This window comes from Aminobacter sp. MDW-2 (assembly GCF_014250155.1).
Classification (GTDB): Bacteria; Pseudomonadota; Alphaproteobacteria; order Rhizobiales; family Rhizobiaceae; genus Aminobacter; species Aminobacter ciceronei.
In genome coordinates this window covers 102,043-118,605 of sequence record NZ_CP060197.1, presented here as the reverse complement: position 1 = coordinate 118,605, position 16,563 = coordinate 102,043, and the positions used below count along the sequence as shown (strand labels likewise).

Sequence of the window (16,563 nt, the reverse complement as noted above, 5' to 3'; positions counted from 1 at the left end):
GATTTGATTGGACAACAAAATGTCAGAACAACGGACGACGGCTGTCGGCGGCATGGAAACCTCCTACGGTTTCCGCAATGTCGGAGCTGGCGACAAGCAGGGCCTGGTCAACGAGGTCTTCCACAAGGTCGCCGACCGCTATGACGTGATGAACGACCTGATGTCGGGCGGCCTGCACCGTATCTGGAAAGACGCAATGGTTGCCTGGCTCAACCCGCCCAGGCGTCCGGGTTGGAAGGTGCTCGACGTTGCCGGCGGCACCGGTGACATCGCCTTCCGCATCGTCGACGCCTCGCATGGCAACGCGCATGCCACCGTGCTCGACATCAACGGCTCGATGCTTGGCGTCGGCCGCGAGCGCGCCGAAAAGCGCGGCCTTGCCGACAAGACGGATTTCGTCGAGGCAAACGCCGAGGAACTGCCCTTCGCCGACGAGACCTTCGACGCCTACACCATCGCTTTCGGCATTCGCAACGTGCCGCGCATCGATGTGGCGCTGTCGGAAGCCTGGCGCGTGCTGAAGCCGGGCGGGCGCCTTTTGATCCTCGAATTCTCCGAGGTCGAGATGCCCTTGCTCGACAAGATCTACGAAGCCTGGTCGTTCAATGCCATTCCGCGCATCGGCCAGGCCGTGACAGGCGACGGCGAGCCCTACGCCTATCTCGTCGAATCGATCCGCAAGTTTCCCAACCAGCAGAACTTTGCCGCAATGATCACCCGCGCCGGCTTCGACCGCGTCACCTTCCGCAACTACACCGGCGGCATCGCAGCACTGCACTCGGGCTGGAAGCTTTGACGGACGGCGCGCGATGAGCAGTCTCGGAGCGTCGTTCCGGCTCGCGCGTGCGGGCTGGGTGCTTGTGCGTGAAGGCGTGGTCGCGGCGTTGCCCGGCGACCAGCTCGAGGGCCTGCCGAAGATCGGCTGGCAGGTGGCGCGCCTGCTGACCCGGCGCCGCGCCCGCAAGAGCGTGCGCAGCGATCGCCTTGCCAAGGCGGTCGCCCGCCTTGGTCCGTCCTACGTCAAGCTCGGCCAGTTCCTGGCGACCCGCCCTGACGTCGTCGGCGACGACATCGCGCTCGACCTGGCGTTGCTCCAGGACAGCATGGCGACCTTCCCGATGTCGGAAGCCGTCGAGGCGATCGAAGGTTCTCTCGGCCGCAAGGTCTCCGATCTCTATCTCAGCATCGGCGCGCCGATTGCCGCCGCGTCCATCGCCCAGGTCCACCCGGCCGAAGTTGCGACGCCGGAAGGCCCGCGCAAGGTCGCCGTCAAGGTCATCCGCCCCGGCGTGCGCCGCCGCTTCTTCCAGGATCTCGAAAGCTACTTCCTGGCAGCCCGGCTGCAGGAGCGTTTCGTTCCGTCGAGCCGCCGCCTGCGTCCGGTCGAGATCACCGAGACGATGGCCCAGACAACCAAGATCGAGATGGACTTCCGCCTTGAGGCGGCGGCCTATTCCGAACTTGGCGAAAACACCAGGGATGATCCCGGCTTCCGCGTGCCGTCTGTCGACTGGGAGCGCACCGGCCGCGACGTGCTCACCATGGAGTGGATCGACGGCGTCAAGCTCAACGACATCGAAGGGCTGCGCGCCGCAGGCTTCGATCTCCAGGCGATCGCCGCGACGCTGGTACAGTCGTTCCTGCGGCATACGCTGCGCGACGGCTTCTTCCATGCCGACATGCACCCCGGCAACATGTTCGTCGACGCCAATGGCGACATCGTTGCCGTCGATCTCGGCATCTCCGGCCGTCTCGGCAAGAAGGAGCAGCGCTTCCTTGCCGAGATCCTCTACGGCTTCATCACCCGCAACTACATGCGTGTCGCCGAAGTGCATTTCGAGGCCGGCTATGTGCCGCGCCACCACAATGTCGCGGCCTTCGCCCAGGCGATCCGCGCCATCGGCGAGCCGATCCACGGCCAGCCGGCCGAAACCATCTCGATGGCCAAGCTCTTGACCCTTTTGTTCGAGGTCACCGAGCTGTTCGATATGGAGACGCGGCCCGAACTGGTGCTGCTGCAGAAGACCATGGTCGTCGTCGAGGGTGTTGCCCGCACGTTGGACCCGGCCTTCAACATGTGGAAGACGGCCGAACCCGTGGTCGGCAACTGGATCGCTGGAAATCTCGGCCCGCGCGGCCTGATGATCGATGCCCGTGACGGTCTTGGCGCGCTTCTGTCGCTGGCCCGCCAAGCCCCCGACCTCTCCGCCCGCGCCGAAAGGCTGTCGCGCGAGATCGACGCCATGGCCGAAAACGGCCTGCGCTTCGACGAGGCGACGGCGCGCGCCATCGGCAAGGCCGAAGCGCGCCACACCCGCTCCGGTCGCATTGCGCTGTGGGTCATTGCGCTGACGCTGGTCTACATCGCCTGGCAACTGCTCTGATCGGACAATGCCGGCATTGCTGGCAGTGCCGGCATTGAATGCGCCCCCCGTCGGCGCTACTTTTGCGTCAGACGCGCATCGCCGCTTCGGGAAGGGTTCGAGCCATGCGGTCAATCTCAACTTCGGCGACTGCTGTACTCAGCTGCTCGCCAAAACCCGGAACGTGCCGCCGCTTTTCAAGGGCGATGATTTCATCCATACCGACATCGTGCCGGCGCTGAAGCCGGCTTGAGGGCCAAGCATGTTCCTTTCCGGCAAGCGCATCCTGCTTATCATCGGCGGCGGCATCGCGGCCTACAAGTCGCTCGACCTGATCCGTCGGTTGCGCGAGCGCGGCGCATCCGTCCGGGCGGTCATGACCTCTGCCGCCCAGGAGTTCATCACGCCTCTGTCGGTTAGCGCACTCACCGCCGACCACGTCTTCACCGATCTCTTCGACCGCCAGGACGAGCAGGATGTCGGCCACATCAGGCTGGCGCGCGAGGCCGACCTGATCGTCGTTGCCCCGGCCACCGCCGACCTGATGGCCAAGCTCGCCAACGGCCATGCCTCCGACCTCGCCTCTGCCGTGCTGCTTGCCGCCGACAAGAAGGTACTGTTTGCGCCGGCCATGAACCCGCGCATGTGGTCGAATCCGGCGACGCGCCGCAACCGCGCCACGCTGGAAAAGGACGGCATCCATTTCATCGGCCCGATGAAAGGCGAGATGGCCGAAAGCAACGAGGCAGGCGAGGGCCGCATGGCCGAGCCTTTGCAGATCGTCGGAGCGGTCGAGGAACTGCTCGACATCAGGCCGAAGCCGCTGTCGGGCCGCAAGATCATCATCACCTCAGGCCCGACGCACGAGCCCATCGATCCCGTGCGCTACATCGCCAACCGCTCGTCGGGCAAGCAGGGTCATGCGCTCGCCGCCTCGCTCGCCCGGCTCGGCGCCGATGTGCGCCTCGTCTCCGGCCCGGTGACCATTCCAGATCCTGCCGGTGTGAAGACGGTGCATGTCGAAAGCGCGCGCGAGATGCGCGATGCGGTCGAACAACTGCTACCGGCCGATGCCGCCATCTTTGTCGCCGCCGTCGCCGACTGGCGCACAGCCGCCTCTGCCGATGAGAAGATCAAGAAGGTGGCGGGCGAGGGGCCGCCGGCGCTGCAGATGGTCGAGAACCCCGACATTCTCGCCGGCGTCGGCCACCACGCCAAGCGTCCCTATCTGGTCATAGGTTTCGCTGCCGAGACCCAGGACGTTCTCAAAAATGCCCAGGCCAAGCTGGCCAGGAAGGGCGCCGACTTCATCGTCGCCAACGATGTCAGCCACGAAGGCGGCGTCATGGGTGGCGACCGCAACCGGGTTAAGATCGTGAGCAAGGCGGGCGTCGACGAATGGCCTGATTTGCCCAAGGAAGAGGTCGCCGAGCGGCTCGCCCAACTGATCGCCGAAAGGCTCAGGACAGTCACGGTCTGAGCCCCGGCGATCTTTTCGCTGACGGGTCTGCGCCGGCGGCAACAGAGTGTTCACCGGATGGATGCTTGGCCACCCCGCACGCGCATGCGAGGTGAGGGCCGACCACCATCCGGAGTTCTCCAAGACATGAAGCTTTTCTACATGCCCGGCGCCTGTTCGCTGGCCCCGCACATCGTCGCCAACGAAGCCGGCATCGACCTCGAACTCGTCAAGGTCGACGGCAAGACCAAGACCACTGAAACCCAGCAGGACTTCCTTGCCACCAATCCCAACGGCTATGTGCCGGCGCTGGTGCTCGGCGATGGCGAGCTGATGACCGAATCCTCCGTCCTGGTGCAGTACCTCGCTGACCAGAAGCCCGAGAGCGGCCTGATGCCCAAGGCCGGCGACATGGCGCGCTACCGTGTTCAGCAGTGGCTGGCCTTCGTCGCCACCGAACTGCACAAGGTCTTCGGCGCCTTCTTCAAGCCCAACACGCCCGAGGCCACCAAGGAGATCAACCGCGAGCTGCTCGCCAGGCGCCTGGCCTATGTCGACGGCCAGCTCGACGGCCGCGCCTATCTGATGGGCGATGCCTTCACTGCGGCTGACGCCTATCTCTGGACGATCCTCGGCTGGGCCAAGCATGTCGGCATCGATCTGTCTTCCTTTGCCAACATCCAGCGCTATCTCGGCACCGTGGCTGCCCGCCCGGCCGTGCAGAAGGCCCTGCGCGCCGAAGGCCTGGCCTGATCTCCGGCTCCAGCAACTGCCGCCGCTGTTGAACCGGCAATTGCAGACTTGATTATTGACGGCCTCGAGGCTCACGCCTTGGGGTCGTTTTCTTTATGGCATTCCTATTTCTTTGTCCGCCCCGCTCTCTCGAACCTTAATGTGGTTCGGAGCCATATTCCTTTGCGAAATCCAGACCCGGCCAACGTCGTCAGCATGCCTGACGCCGTCGTTTGGCGCGTGGGGATGGTCCTTACGCCCTCGGCTTAAGGTTTCAACGGAACAGGAGTTTTCGAAGATGGACATCTTCGTTCTCGCCATAGGCGTGGTCTTCTTCGCCTTGTGCTTCGCCTACGTCAAAGCCTGCGACATCCTCTGAAGGAACGCCAAATGTTGCTCGAATACATCCTCGGCGGCGCAGTGACCGTGTTCCTGCTTGCCTATCTGACCTACGCGCTCATCCGCCCCGAACGGTTCTGACCGCTCAGCGCTCGCACGGAAAGCTTCTCAAATGACCATCAATGGCTGGATACAGATCGCCGCATTCTGCGCGGTCATCATTCTGCTCGTGAAGCCGCTCGGCGGCTACATGACCCGCGTCTTTACTGGCGAGCGCACGTTCTTGTCGCCGCTGCTCGGCCCGGTTGAGCGCGTGCTCTACCGGCTTGCCGGCACCAGCGAGCGCGAGGACCAGCACTGGACTGGCTATGCCGCCGCCATGCTGTCTTTCAACATCGCCGGCTTCCTGCTGCTTTATGCGATGCAGAGGTTCCAGGGCGCGCTGCCCTTCAACCCGGCAGCCATGGGTGCTGTGCCGCCCGAGCTCGCCTTCAACACTGCCGTCAGCTTCATGACCAACACCAACTGGCAGAACTACGGCGGCGAAAGCACGATGTCCTATCTCGTGCAAATGGCCGGCCTGACGGTGCAGAACTTCGTCTCGGCCGCCACCGGCATCGCCATCGGTATGGCGCTGATCCGCGGTTTCGCCCGCGCCTCGGGCAAGTCGATCGGCAACTTCTGGGTCGATCTGACGCGCACCACGCTCTACGTGCTTTTGCCGCTCTGCATCGTGCTCACGCTCGCTTATGTCTGGCTCGGCGTGCCGCAGACGGTCGGTTCCTACATCGCTGCCACCACCGTCGAGGGAGCTCAGCAGACCATCGCTGTGGGACCAGTCGCCTCGCAGCTCGCCATCAAGATGCTCGGCACCAATGGCGGCGGCTTCTTCAACGCCAACTCCGCACATCCGTTCGAAAACCCTAACGCCATCTCCAACTTTATCCAGATGGTCTCGATCTTCGCGCTGGGTGCTGCACTCACCAACGTTTTCGGACGCATGGTCGGCAACCAGCGCCAGGGCTGGGCGATCTTCGCCACCATGGGCATCCTGTTTGTCGCCGGCGTCGCCATCACCTACTGGGCCGAGGCTGCCGGCAACCCGCTGGTGCACGCGCTGGGCATCGACGGCGGCAACATGGAAGGCAAGGAAGCCCGCTTCGGCATCGTCCTGTCGTCGCTCTTCGCCGTCATCACTACGGCTGCCTCCTGCGGTGCGGTCAACGCCATGCACGGCTCGTTCACAGCCCTCGGCGGCATGATCCCGCTGATCAACATGGAACTCGGCGAGGTCATCGTCGGCGGCGTCGGCGCCGGCTTCTACGGTATCCTGATGTTCGTCGTCATTGCCATCTTCGTCGCCGGCCTGATGGTCGGCCGCACGCCGGAATATCTCGGCAAGAAGATCGAGGCCAAGGAAATCAAGATGGCCGTGCTTGCCATCCTGTGCCTGCCGCTCGCCATGCTCGGCTTCACGGCCATCGCCGTGCTGTTGCCGAGTGCCGTGGCTTCAGTCGGCACGCCGGGTCCGCACGGCTTCTCCGAGATCCTCTACGCCTACACCTCGGGCGCGGCCAACAACGGCTCGGCCTTCGGCGGTCTCACCGGCAACACGCCCTGGTACAACATAACAATTGGTCTCGCCATGCTGATGGGCCGCTTCCTGGTCATCATACCGGCACTCGCCATCGCCGGTTCGCTGGTCACCAAGAAGACGGTTCCCGCTTCCGCTGGCACCTTCCCCACCGACAGCCCGCTGTTCGTCGGCCTGCTTGCCGGCGTCATTCTGATTGTCGGCGGCCTGACCTTCTTCCCGGCGCTCGCCGTCGGCCCGATCGTCGAGCACCTCGCCATGATCGTCGGCCAGACGTTCTGATGCAGCGCCGCAAAACCAAACGACTGGAGTCTCTCACATGAGTGCCCACAAATCTGCGAGCCTGCTCGACGCTCGCATCATCCTTCCCGCCATATGCGACGCGTTCAGGAAGCTCGACCCACGCAGCCTGGCCAAGAACCCTGTCATGTTCGTCGTCGCCGTCGTCACGGCGCTGACATCAGTGCTGTTCATCAAGGACCTGGTCACGGGTGCGGGCGGGCTCGGCTTCTCGTTCCAGATCATCCTGTGGCTCTGGTTCACCGTGCTGTTCGCCAACTTCGCCGAGGCTGTCGCCGAAGGCCGCGGCAAGGCCCAGGCAGACTCGCTGCGCAAGGCGCGCACCGAAACCCAGGCCAAGCTGCTCGAGGGCGAAAGCCGCACCGCCTACAAGATGGTGCCGGGCACCAGCTTGAAGGTCGGCCAGGTCGTCCTGGTCGAGGCCGGCGACATCATCCCCTCCGATGGCGAAATCATCGAAGGTGTCGCTTCGGTCAACGAAGCCGCGATAACAGGCGAGTCCGCGCCCGTCATTCGTGAATCCGGTGGCGACCGTTCGGCCGTGACAGGCGGCACCCAGGTGCTGTCGGACTGGATCCGCGTGCGTATCACGGCGGCCGCCGGCTCGACCTTCCTCGACCGCATGATCTCGCTGGTCGAGGGCGCCGAGCGCCAGAAGACGCCGAACGAAATTGCGCTCAACATCCTGCTTGCCGGCATGACGCTGATCTTCGTGCTCGCCGTCGCCACCATCCCGAGCTTCGCTACCTATGCCGGCGGCTACATTCCGGTCATCGTGCTTGTCGCGCTGTTCGTGACGCTGATCCCGACCACCATCGGCGCGTTGCTGTCGGCCATCGGCATTGCCGGCATGGACCGTCTAGTGCGCTTCAACGTGCTCGCCATGTCGGGCCGCGCCGTCGAGGCCGCCGGCGACGTCGACACGCTTTTGCTCGACAAGACCGGCACCATCACCCTCGGCAACCGCCAGGCCACAGAGTTCCGTCCGGTCAAGGGTGTAACCGAGCAGGAGCTCGCCGACGCGGCCCAGCTTGCCTCGCTCGCCGACGAAACGCCGGAAGGCCGCTCGATCGTCGTGCTCGCCAAGGAACGCTATGGCATCCGTGCCCGCGACATGGGCTCGCTGCATGCCCATTTCGTGCCCTTCACTGCTCAGAGCCGGATGAGCGGCGTCGATTTCGACGGCTCTTCCATCCGCAAAGGCGCCGTCGACTCGGTGCTCAACCATGTCAAGTCGGGCGCCGCCTCAGCCTCGGGCGCACGGGTCGATGCCGAAGCGGTGCGTGGCATCCAGGCCATCTCCGACGAAATCGGCAAGCTCGGTGGCACCCCGCTCGCGGTTGTCCGCGATGCCCGCCTGCTCGGCGTCATCTACCTCAAGGATATCGTCAAGGGTGGCATCAAGGAACGCTTCACCGAGCTGCGCCGGATGGGCATCCGCACCGTCATGATAACAGGCGACAACCCGATGACGGCCGCCGCCATCGCTGCCGAAGCCGGCGTCGACGACTTCCTCGCCCAGGCGACACCTGAGAACAAGCTCAGCCTGATCCGCGAGGAACAGGCCAAGGGCAAGCTGGTGGCCATGTGCGGCGACGGCACCAACGACGCCCCGGCCCTCGCCCAGGCCGACGTCGGCGTGGCGATGAACACCGGCACGGTCGCCGCCCGCGAGGCCGGCAACATGGTCGACCTCGACAGCGATCCGACCAAGCTCATCGAGATCGTCGAGATCGGCAAGCAGCTGCTGATGACCCGCGGCGCGCTGACGACCTTTTCCATCGCCAACGACATCGCCAAATACTTCGCCATCATCCCGGCGATGTTCCTGGCCTTCTATCCCCAGCTCGGCGCGCTCAACATCATGGGCTTGTCGACACCGCAGAGCGCCATCCTGTCGGCGATCATCTTCAACGCCCTGATCATCGTCGCGCTGATTCCGCTGTCGCTGAAGGGCGTCAAATACCGGCCGATCGGCGCCGGCGCACTGCTCCGCCGCAACCTGCTCGTCTACGGCCTCGGCGGCATCATCGTGCCCTTCATCGGCATCAAGGCCATCGACATGGCAATCAACGCCATCGGCCTCGTGTAAAGGACATCCATCATGTTGAAGCAACTCAGACCTGCGCTCGTTATGATCGTCGCGCTCACCGTCATCACCGGCCTTGCCTATCCGCTTGGCATGACCGGCATCGCCCAGGTGCTGTTCCCCAGACAGGCCAATGGCAGCCTGATCGAGAAGGACGGCAAGATCATCGGCTCCGAGCTGATCGGCCAGGCTTTCGCCGGCGAGCAGTACTTCCATGGTCGCCCCTCTGCCGCCGGCGACGGCTACAATGCCGCCGCTTCCTCGGGCTCCAACCTCGGCCCGACAAGCGCCAAGCTCATCGACCGCATCAAGGCCGAGGCGGAGGCGCTGAAGCAGAGCGATCCTGGCGCACCAGTGCCGGTGGAACTGGTCACCGCCTCTGGCAGCGGTCTTGATCCGCACCTGTCGCCTGAAGCCGCCTATTTCCAGGTGGCACGTGTGGCCAAGGCCCGAGGTGCCGATGAGGCGGTCATCCGCAAGCTCGTCGACGGCCATGTCGAAGCCCGAGCGCTCGGCTTCATGGGCGAACCGGTTGTGAACGTCCTCAAGCTCAATTTGGCGCTCGACGCAGCGGTTGCGCCCTGACAAGGTTGTGCCGGAGTTCCAGCAGAACTCCGGCACGCCAGACTGCAAAAAGACAGATGCCAGACGATATCAGGGACAAGGAATCCAGGCCTTCGCCGGACGCGCTGCTTGAGACAGCCGAGCGTGAAGGACGCGGCCGTCTGAAGATCTTCCTCGGTGCCGCCCCCGGCGTTGGCAAGACTTACGAGATGCTGATGTCGGGCCGCGCCCGCCTTGCCGACGGCATTGACGTTGTCATCGGCGTCGTCGAGACTCACGGCCGCCGCGAAACCCAGGCACTGGTCGAAGGCTTCGAGGTCGTCCCGCGCAAGGCAGTCGACTACAAGGGGCGTACCCTCGAAGAGATGGACCTCGATGCCATCATCGCGCGCCGGCCGGCGCTCGCACTTGTCGATGAACTCGCCCACACCAATGCGCCCGGCAGCCGCCATCCCAAGCGTTATCTCGACGTCCAGGAGCTGTTGAGCCAGGGCATCGATGTCTACACCACGCTCAACATCCAGCATGTCGAGAGCCTCAACGACATCGTCGCCCAGATCACCCGCGTCACCGTGCGCGAGACGGTACCTGACTCCATCATCGATCGCGCTGACGATGTCGAGATCATCGATCTCACGCCCGACGACCTGATCAAGCGCCTGCACGAGGGCAAGGTCTATGTACCGTCCACGGCGCGCCGCGCCATCGAGAACTATTTTTCGCCCGGCAACCTGACCGCTCTGCGCGAATTGGCACTGCGCCGCACCGCCCAGCGCGTCGACGAGCAGTTGCTGACCCACATGCAGGCCAACGCCATTGAGGGGCCGTGGGCGGCCGGCGATCGCGTGCTGGTTGCCGTTGACGAGCATCCGCGCGGCGCCTCGCTGGTTCGTTATGCGCGCCGCCAGGCCGACCGCCTGCGTTGCCCATGGGCGGCACTCCATGTCGAGACATCGCGCTCGGCCAATCTGCCCGACGCCGACAAGGACCGGCTCGCCGCGACCATGCGCCTTGCCGAGCAGCTTGGCGGCGAGGCGATCACCATTCCCGGCCAGTCGGTGGCTGCAGACATCGTCCGCCATGCCGCCACCCACAACTTCACCCACATCGTCGTCGGCAAGCCGGCTAAGTCGCGTTGGCGCGAGTATTTCGAGGGCTCGGTTACCCACGACCTGATCCGCTATGCTGGCAACATAAGCGTTCACGTTACGTCTGGCGTCGAGCCGGACGCGGCACTTGCTTCGCAGAGCGTGAAGACGGCCACTCCACGGCGGCGCTTCGACCCATGGCCTTATCTCACGGCGGGACTGCACGTTGTCGGCGCGCTTGTCGTCGGCATTGCGCTGCGGCAATTCCTCGACGTTCGCAACATCGCACTGGTCTTCCTGATGGCCGTGCTGAGCTCGGCGGTCACGCTCGGCCTTTGGCCGGCATTGTTTGCCTCGGTGCTCAGCGCGTTCGCCTATAACTTCTTCTTTTTGCCGCCGCTCTACACGCTGACCATCGCCGATCCTGAAAGCGTGGTCGCGCTGGTGTTCTTCCTCATCGTCGCGGTCATCGCCTCCAACCTGACCGGCCGTGTCCAGCGCCAGGCCGCCGCCGCCCGCGAGCGCGCCCGGATGACCGAGGACCTCTATCTCTTCTCCAAGAAGCTTGCCGGCACCGGCACGCTCGACGACGTGCTCTGGGCCACCGCCTTCCAGATTGCGTCGATGCTCAAGGTCCGCGTCGTGCTGCTGCTGCCCGAGGAGGGCACCATCGCCGTCAAGGCCGGCTATCCGCCCGACGACACGCTCGTCGACGCCGACATCGCCGCTGCCAGATGGGCCTGGGAACACAACCGTGCCGCCGGCCGTGGCGCCGACACCTTGCCCGGCGCCAAGCGCCTCTATCTGCCGCTGCGCACCGGTCGCATGGCTGTCGGCGTCGTCGGTCTCGACAACGATCGCCAGGGCCCGCTTTTGACGCCCGAACAGCAGCGCCTGTTCGATGCGCTGGCCGACCAGGCGGCGGTTGCCATCGAGCGCATCCAGCTCGTCGCCGATGTTGACCGCGCCAGGCTTGCCGTCGAGGCTGACAGGCTGCGTTCGGCGCTGCTCACCTCGATCTCGCACGACCTCAAAACCCCGCTCGCCAGTATCATGGGCGCGGCCGGTGCGCTGCGCGAGTTTGGTGTGTCTTTGCCCGAGGAGGGCAGGGCGGAGCTCGTCTCGACGGTGCTCGACGAATCCGAACGCCTCAACCGCTTCATCGCCAATCTGCTCGACATGACCAAGATCGAGTCGGGCGCGATGGAGCCCAATTCGGCGCTGCATTATGTCGGCGATATCGTCGGCTCCGCACTTCGCCGCGCGGCCAAGATCACCGTGCAGCACAAGACCGAACTCGACATGCCGGCCGATCTGCCGATGCTGAAGCTCGATCCGGTGCTGTTCGAGCAGGTGCTGTTCAACCTGCTCGACAATGCCGCGAAATATGCGCCCGAAGGCTCGACGATCCGCATCCGCGGCTGGGCCGACGGTGCGACGGTTGCGATCCAGCTCATGGACGAGGGGCCCGGAATTCCGCAGGCTGATCTGGAGCGCGTTTTCGATACGTTCTATCGCGTCCGCAAGGGCGACCATGTCCGCGCCGGCACCGGTCTCGGCCTGTCGATCTGTCGTGGTTTCGTCGAGGCGATGGGTGGCACAATCATAGCCTCCAACCGCGCCGACCGGCCGGGCGCGGTCTTCACCATCACCATGCCGGTGCCGGCCGAGCGACCAAATATCACCGGGCCTGTCCTGGGCGGATCAAATCTGGACGGAATTGCATGACCAACGCGTCGGTGAAGATCCTGATCGTCGATGACGAGCCGCCTATCCGCAAGCTGCTGCGGGTCGGGCTTTCGACGCAGGGCTATGCCATTTCCGAAGCACCGGCCGCCAAGCCGGCGATGCTCATGGTCAGGGCCGAGAAGCCGGATCTCATCCTGCTCGATCTCGGCCTGCCCGACATGGGCGGGCACGATCTGCTCGCTGCCTGGCGGCGCGAGGGCCTTCACGTGCCTGTGATCATCCTGTCCAGCCGCACCGACGAGGCCGGTATCGTCAAGGCGCTCGAACTGGGTGCCGACGACTACGTGACCAAGCCATTCGGCATGAACGAACTTGCCGCCCGCATCCGCAACGCCCTTCGCCATAGGCTGCAGCAGCAGGGTGAAAAGCCGGTGTTCCAGACCGGCGAGCTGTCGGTCGACCTGGTCAAGCGCATCGTCAGGCTTGGCAGCCAGGAGGTGAAGCTGTCGCCCAAGGAATACGACATCCTGCGCGTTCTGGTGCAGCACGCCGGAAAGGTGCTCACCCACCGTTTCTTGCTCGAGCATATCTGGGGCGGCTCGGCCGACGTGCAATATCTCCGCGTCTATGTCCGCCAGCTCCGCCAGAAGATCGAAAAGACCCCCGACGAGCCGCAATACATCACCACAGAAACCGGCGTCGGCTACAGACTGCGCGAACCTGATTGACCGCAGACGTTGGGCTTCGCCTTGAGGGTTGCTTGAACGCGCCCGCGTCTTGAAGCAAGAGCAGGACCTAAGCCGCCCTTGCCACGCCCCTGCGGCCGCCCAGCAGGCGGTCGATGCTGACGAGCGTGACGGCGATGATCAGGAAGGCCGCGGTCAGCAATACGATGCTGGCCGTAAGCTGCGTGAGGTTCAGCGCTTCCGGGTTGAGGAACCAATAGGCGTACCAGCCATCGGCGGCACCCCTGGCAAAGGCATAGCCGCAATAGGCCAGCGGCGGCACCGCCGCCCATAGCGCATCCCGCCACTTGAGCCCGCCATGATCCCAGACGAGCCAGGTCAGGAAAAACAGTACCGGTGTTACGTCATGCAGCGCATGGTCGGCAACGGCCTGCCAGCCGGTCGGCTGCCAGATCGCCCTGAGCAACACCGAATAGACAAGCCCGCCGAACACGATCGCCGCCGCCGTCACCAGCCGTGAGCGTACCCCGGCGAACCGCCCGCCCGGATCAAGCACCAGCGCCGTCGCCACCACCGCCGCCATCAAGTTCATGATGATCGTGAAGAAGCCGAAGAACCGCCAAACCGCAGCAAGGATCGACCCGCCGTCATTGACGGCCTGGGTAATCAGCAGCGCGAGCTGCAGGGCGAGGGCGGCCCAGGCAGCGATAGCCGTGACGAAGGCGAGGCCGCGGCGGAGGGGCAATGGAGCTTTCCTGCAAGGCTGATTTCTTCCGCCAAGCTACATCAATGCGCCATCAGCGCAATGTACCGGCAACGGTTCCGGCCATCGCAGCATCTCCCTGCCAACGAAAATCGCCCCCTCCGCTGAATGAAGGGGGCGAAACATCAAACTCAGAAAACGCCGCGATCAGACGTCCAGATTGGCCACGCTGAGAGCGTTCTCCTGAATGAAGTCGCGGCGCGGCTCGACTTCGTCGCCCATCAGGCGGGCAAACAGCGCGTCGGCATCGGTGGCGTCATTGACCTTGACCTGCAGCAGCGAGCGCACGTTCGGGTCGAGCGTCGTCTCCCACAGCTGCTCGGCGTTCATTTCGCCCAGGCCTTTGTAGCGCTGCATGGTCAGGCCCTTGCGGCCCGAGGCGAAGACGGCGGTCAGCAGCGCCAGCGGCCCTGCCAGGGTCTCCGAATTGTCCTTGCGGCGCAGCACCGGCGGCTGCGAATAAAGCTCGGTAAGGCGTGCAGCATAACGGTCAAGCGCGCGCGCGTCGGCCGAGTTGATCAGCGCCATGTCGAGGTGGATGCTTTCCTTGACGCTGCGCAGCGTGCGTTCGAAGACATAGCCGCCCGAACCGTCATTGCTGGTCGCGATCTCGCCCGTCCAGCCGCGCTCGATGTCTTCCGAGATCAGGTCGAGGCGCTGGGCGATTGTTTCGGCCATTGCCTTGGCGCGGCCGAGATCGTTGAAGATGTCGGGGTTGAGCGCGCCGGCGATCGCCGCCTGCTCGACCACCGGCCTGGAATAACGCGTATGCAGGCCGTCGATCAGCGTGCGCACGCCAAGCGCGTCGGCCACGGCCATACGCAGATCCTGACCGGTCCGCACCTCGCCCGATGCAAGCGTCAGCGACGCCTCGTCGAGACCGACATCGACAAGGTAATCCTCAAAGGCGCTTTCGTCCTTCAGATACTGCGAGCTCTTGCCGCGCGTCACCTTGTAGAGCGGCGGCTGGGCGATATAGAGGTGGCCGCGCTCGATCAGCTCCGGCATCTGGCGGAAGAAGAACGTCAGCAAAAGCGTACGGATATGGGCGCCGTCGACGTCGGCGTCGGTCATGATGATGATCTTGTGGTAGCGCAGCTTGTCGGCGTTGAACTCGTCCTTGCCGATCGAGGTGCCGAGCGCGGTGATCAGCGTGCCGATCATGTCAGATGACAGCATACGGTCGAAGCGCGCACGCTCGACGTTCAGGATCTTGCCGCGCAGCGGCAGGATCGCCTGGTTCTGGCGCGAGCGGCCGCTCTTGGCGGAGCCGCCTGCCGAGTCACCCTCGACGATGAAGATTTCGGACTTGGCTGGATCGCGCTCCTGGCAGTCGGCCAGCTTGCCGGGCAGCGAGGTGATGTCGAGCACGCCCTTGCGGCGGGTCAGCTCCCGCGCCTTGCGCGCTGCTTCGCGCGCCGCAGCGGCCTCAACCACCTTGGCGATTAGCGTCTTGGCTTCGGTCGGGTGCTCCTCGAGCCAGGTGCCGAGTGCTTCGTTGACCAGGCTCTCCACCACCGGACGAACCTCGGAGGACACCAGCTTGTCCTTGGTCTGCGACGAAAACTTCGGATCGGGAACCTTGACCGAAAGCACCGCCGTCAGGCCCTCGCGGGTGTCGTCTGCGGTGATCGAGACCTTTTCCTTCTTCGAAATGCCCGAGGTTTCGGCATAGCCGGTCACCTGGCGCGTCAGGGCACCGCGGAAGCCGGCAAGGTGTGTGCCGCCGTCGCGCTGCGGGATGTTGTTGGTGAAGGCCAGCACGTTCTCGTGGTAGCTGTCGTTCCACCACATCGCCACTTCGACCGTGATGCCGTCGCGCTCGGCACGGATGGCGATCGGTGCCGCGATCAGCGGCTTCTTGGCGCGGTCGAGATACTTCACGAATTCGATCAGGCCGCCGTCATAGAGCAGCTCCTGCACCTTCACGTCGGCATGGCGCTTGTCGGACAAGACGATGCGCACGCCCGAATTCAGGAAGGCCAGCTCGCGCAGGCGATGCTCCAGCGTGCTGTAGTCGAAATCCACCATGGTGAAGGTGTCGGACGAGGGCAGGAAGGTCACTTCCGTGCCGGTCTCGTCGCCGGCCTGTCCCACCACCTTCAGCGGCGCCACGGCATTGCCGTGGCTGAAGGTCATCTCGTGGATTTCGCCCTTGCGGCGGATTCTGAGCTTCAGCCACACCGACAATGCGTTGACGACGGACACGCCGACGCCGTGCAGGCCGCCCGACACCTTGTAGGAGTTCTGGTCGAACTTACCGCCAGCATGCAGCTGCGTCATGATCACCTCGGCGGCGGAAACGCCTTCCGAAGGGTGGATATCGGTCGGAATGCCGCGGCCGTTGTCGGTCACGGTCACCGATCCATCGGGATTGAGTGACACCGTCACCAGCGTGGCATGGCCGGCCAGCGCCTCGTCGATCGCGTTGTCGACGACCTCATAGACCATGTGGTGGAGGCCCGAGCCGTCGTCAGTGTCGCCGATATACATGCCTGGGCGCTTGCGGACGGCATCCAACCCCTTCAAAACCTTGATGGAATCTGCGCCGTACTCGGCTTCTGCGCCGGGAAGGTTCTCGGACTGGTCGCTCATGAAAAACTTTCGTCTGACTGCCGCAGGAGGACGCGGCAAAATCGGCCCCGAATCGCACGCCCGTTGGTGCCCCAGATATAGGCGTTAAGTGTGGTTTTTCCAAGTTTTACCGGGCTTTTGCGAGGGGATAACGCCATGCCGCGTGGCCTTGCGGCGCCTCGTCCTCCGGCTTGATGGTTCGACCCATCTGCGCTGCCTGCAGCGCGTCCCGAAAACGAGTACAGGCCGTAGTTTACGTGCGCCAAATGCCGACACACTGCTACCGGAAGCCGATCGACGGCGGCATGTTGGCGACGCAGCCG

Annotated in this window: 13 protein-coding genes; 11 read left to right on the top strand and 2 right to left on the bottom strand. The window is 64.4% G+C overall.

What is annotated here, in order from left to right; all coding sequences use genetic code 11:
- Nucleotides 1-19: 19 nt before the first annotated feature.
- The 11 genes from ubiE (at nt 20) to H5P29_RS00545 (ending at nt 12,945) form a co-directional block, all read left to right on the top strand.
- Complete coding sequence (ubiE, locus tag H5P29_RS00595) at nt 20-796, top strand: bifunctional demethylmenaquinone methyltransferase/2-methoxy-6-polyprenyl-1,4-benzoquinol methylase UbiE (protein ID WP_154384683.1); 777 nt, start codon at nt 20-22, stop codon at nt 794-796.
- Nucleotides 797-809: 13 nt separating this feature from the next.
- Nucleotides 810-2,384: a 2-polyprenylphenol 6-hydroxylase gene (ubiB, locus tag H5P29_RS00590; protein WP_154384684.1), complete on the top strand. Its 1,575-nt coding sequence runs from the start codon at nt 810-812 to the stop codon at nt 2,382-2,384.
- 7 nt (nt 2,385-2,391) lie between these two features.
- Nucleotides 2,392-2,616, top strand: a complete 225-nt coding sequence (locus H5P29_RS00585; RefSeq protein WP_154384685.1) for a type II toxin-antitoxin system VapC family toxin — start codon at nt 2,392-2,394, stop codon at nt 2,614-2,616.
- 9 nt (nt 2,617-2,625) lie between these two features.
- A complete protein-coding gene (coaBC, locus tag H5P29_RS00580) occupies nt 2,626-3,843 on the top strand; it encodes a bifunctional phosphopantothenoylcysteine decarboxylase/phosphopantothenate--cysteine ligase CoaBC (protein ID WP_154384686.1) in 1,218 nt (405 codons plus the stop codon).
- A 126-nt stretch (nt 3,844-3,969) separates the two neighbouring features.
- Nucleotides 3,970-4,575, top strand: coding sequence for a glutathione transferase GstA (gene gstA, locus H5P29_RS00575; RefSeq protein WP_154384687.1), 606 nt, complete (start codon nt 3,970-3,972; stop codon nt 4,573-4,575).
- Between the two features lie 369 nt (nt 4,576-4,944).
- Nucleotides 4,945-5,034: a K(+)-transporting ATPase subunit F gene (gene kdpF / locus H5P29_RS00570; RefSeq protein ID WP_067954606.1), complete on the top strand. Its 90-nt coding sequence runs from the start codon at nt 4,945-4,947 to the stop codon at nt 5,032-5,034.
- A 31-nt stretch (nt 5,035-5,065) separates the two neighbouring features.
- Entirely contained in the window at nt 5,066-6,769 is a 1,704-nt protein-coding gene (gene kdpA, locus H5P29_RS00565; protein ID WP_154384688.1) for a potassium-transporting ATPase subunit KdpA, read from the top strand.
- Nucleotides 6,770-6,806: 37 nt separating this feature from the next.
- The gene (kdpB, locus tag H5P29_RS00560) at nt 6,807-8,879 is read left to right on the top strand and encodes a potassium-transporting ATPase subunit KdpB (protein ID WP_154384689.1); all 2,073 of its coding nucleotides are present in this window, start codon (nt 6,807-6,809) and stop codon (nt 8,877-8,879) included.
- Between the two features lie 12 nt (nt 8,880-8,891).
- A complete protein-coding gene (gene kdpC, locus H5P29_RS00555) occupies nt 8,892-9,461 on the top strand; it encodes a potassium-transporting ATPase subunit KdpC (protein WP_067954600.1) in 570 nt (189 codons plus the stop codon).
- A 56-nt stretch (nt 9,462-9,517) separates the two neighbouring features.
- On the top strand, nt 9,518-12,256 hold the full coding sequence (locus H5P29_RS00550) for a sensor histidine kinase KdpD (RefSeq protein WP_154384690.1): 2,739 nt from the start codon (nt 9,518-9,520) through the stop codon (nt 12,254-12,256).
- Nucleotides 12,253-12,945 carry a response regulator transcription factor gene (locus H5P29_RS00545; protein ID WP_067954596.1) on the top strand — a complete coding sequence of 231 codons (693 nt, stop codon included), beginning with the start codon at nt 12,253-12,255 and terminating at the stop codon, nt 12,943-12,945. The genes H5P29_RS00550 and H5P29_RS00545 overlap by 4 nt, the downstream gene beginning before the upstream one ends.
- A 67-nt stretch (nt 12,946-13,012) precedes the next feature.
- Here the strand turns inward: H5P29_RS00545 and H5P29_RS00540 are convergent, their stop codons facing one another.
- Together H5P29_RS00540 and gyrB are read right to left on the bottom strand one after the other, a co-directional pair.
- Nucleotides 13,013-13,648, bottom strand: coding sequence for a Pr6Pr family membrane protein (locus H5P29_RS00540; RefSeq protein ID WP_067954593.1), 636 nt, complete (start codon nt 13,646-13,648; stop codon nt 13,013-13,015).
- Between the two features lie 165 nt (nt 13,649-13,813).
- The gene (gene gyrB, locus H5P29_RS00535; RefSeq protein ID WP_067954591.1) at nt 13,814-16,261 is read right to left on the bottom strand and encodes a DNA topoisomerase (ATP-hydrolyzing) subunit B; all 2,448 of its coding nucleotides are present in this window, start codon (nt 16,259-16,261) and stop codon (nt 13,814-13,816) included.
- Nucleotides 16,262-16,563: the final 302 nt, after the last annotated feature.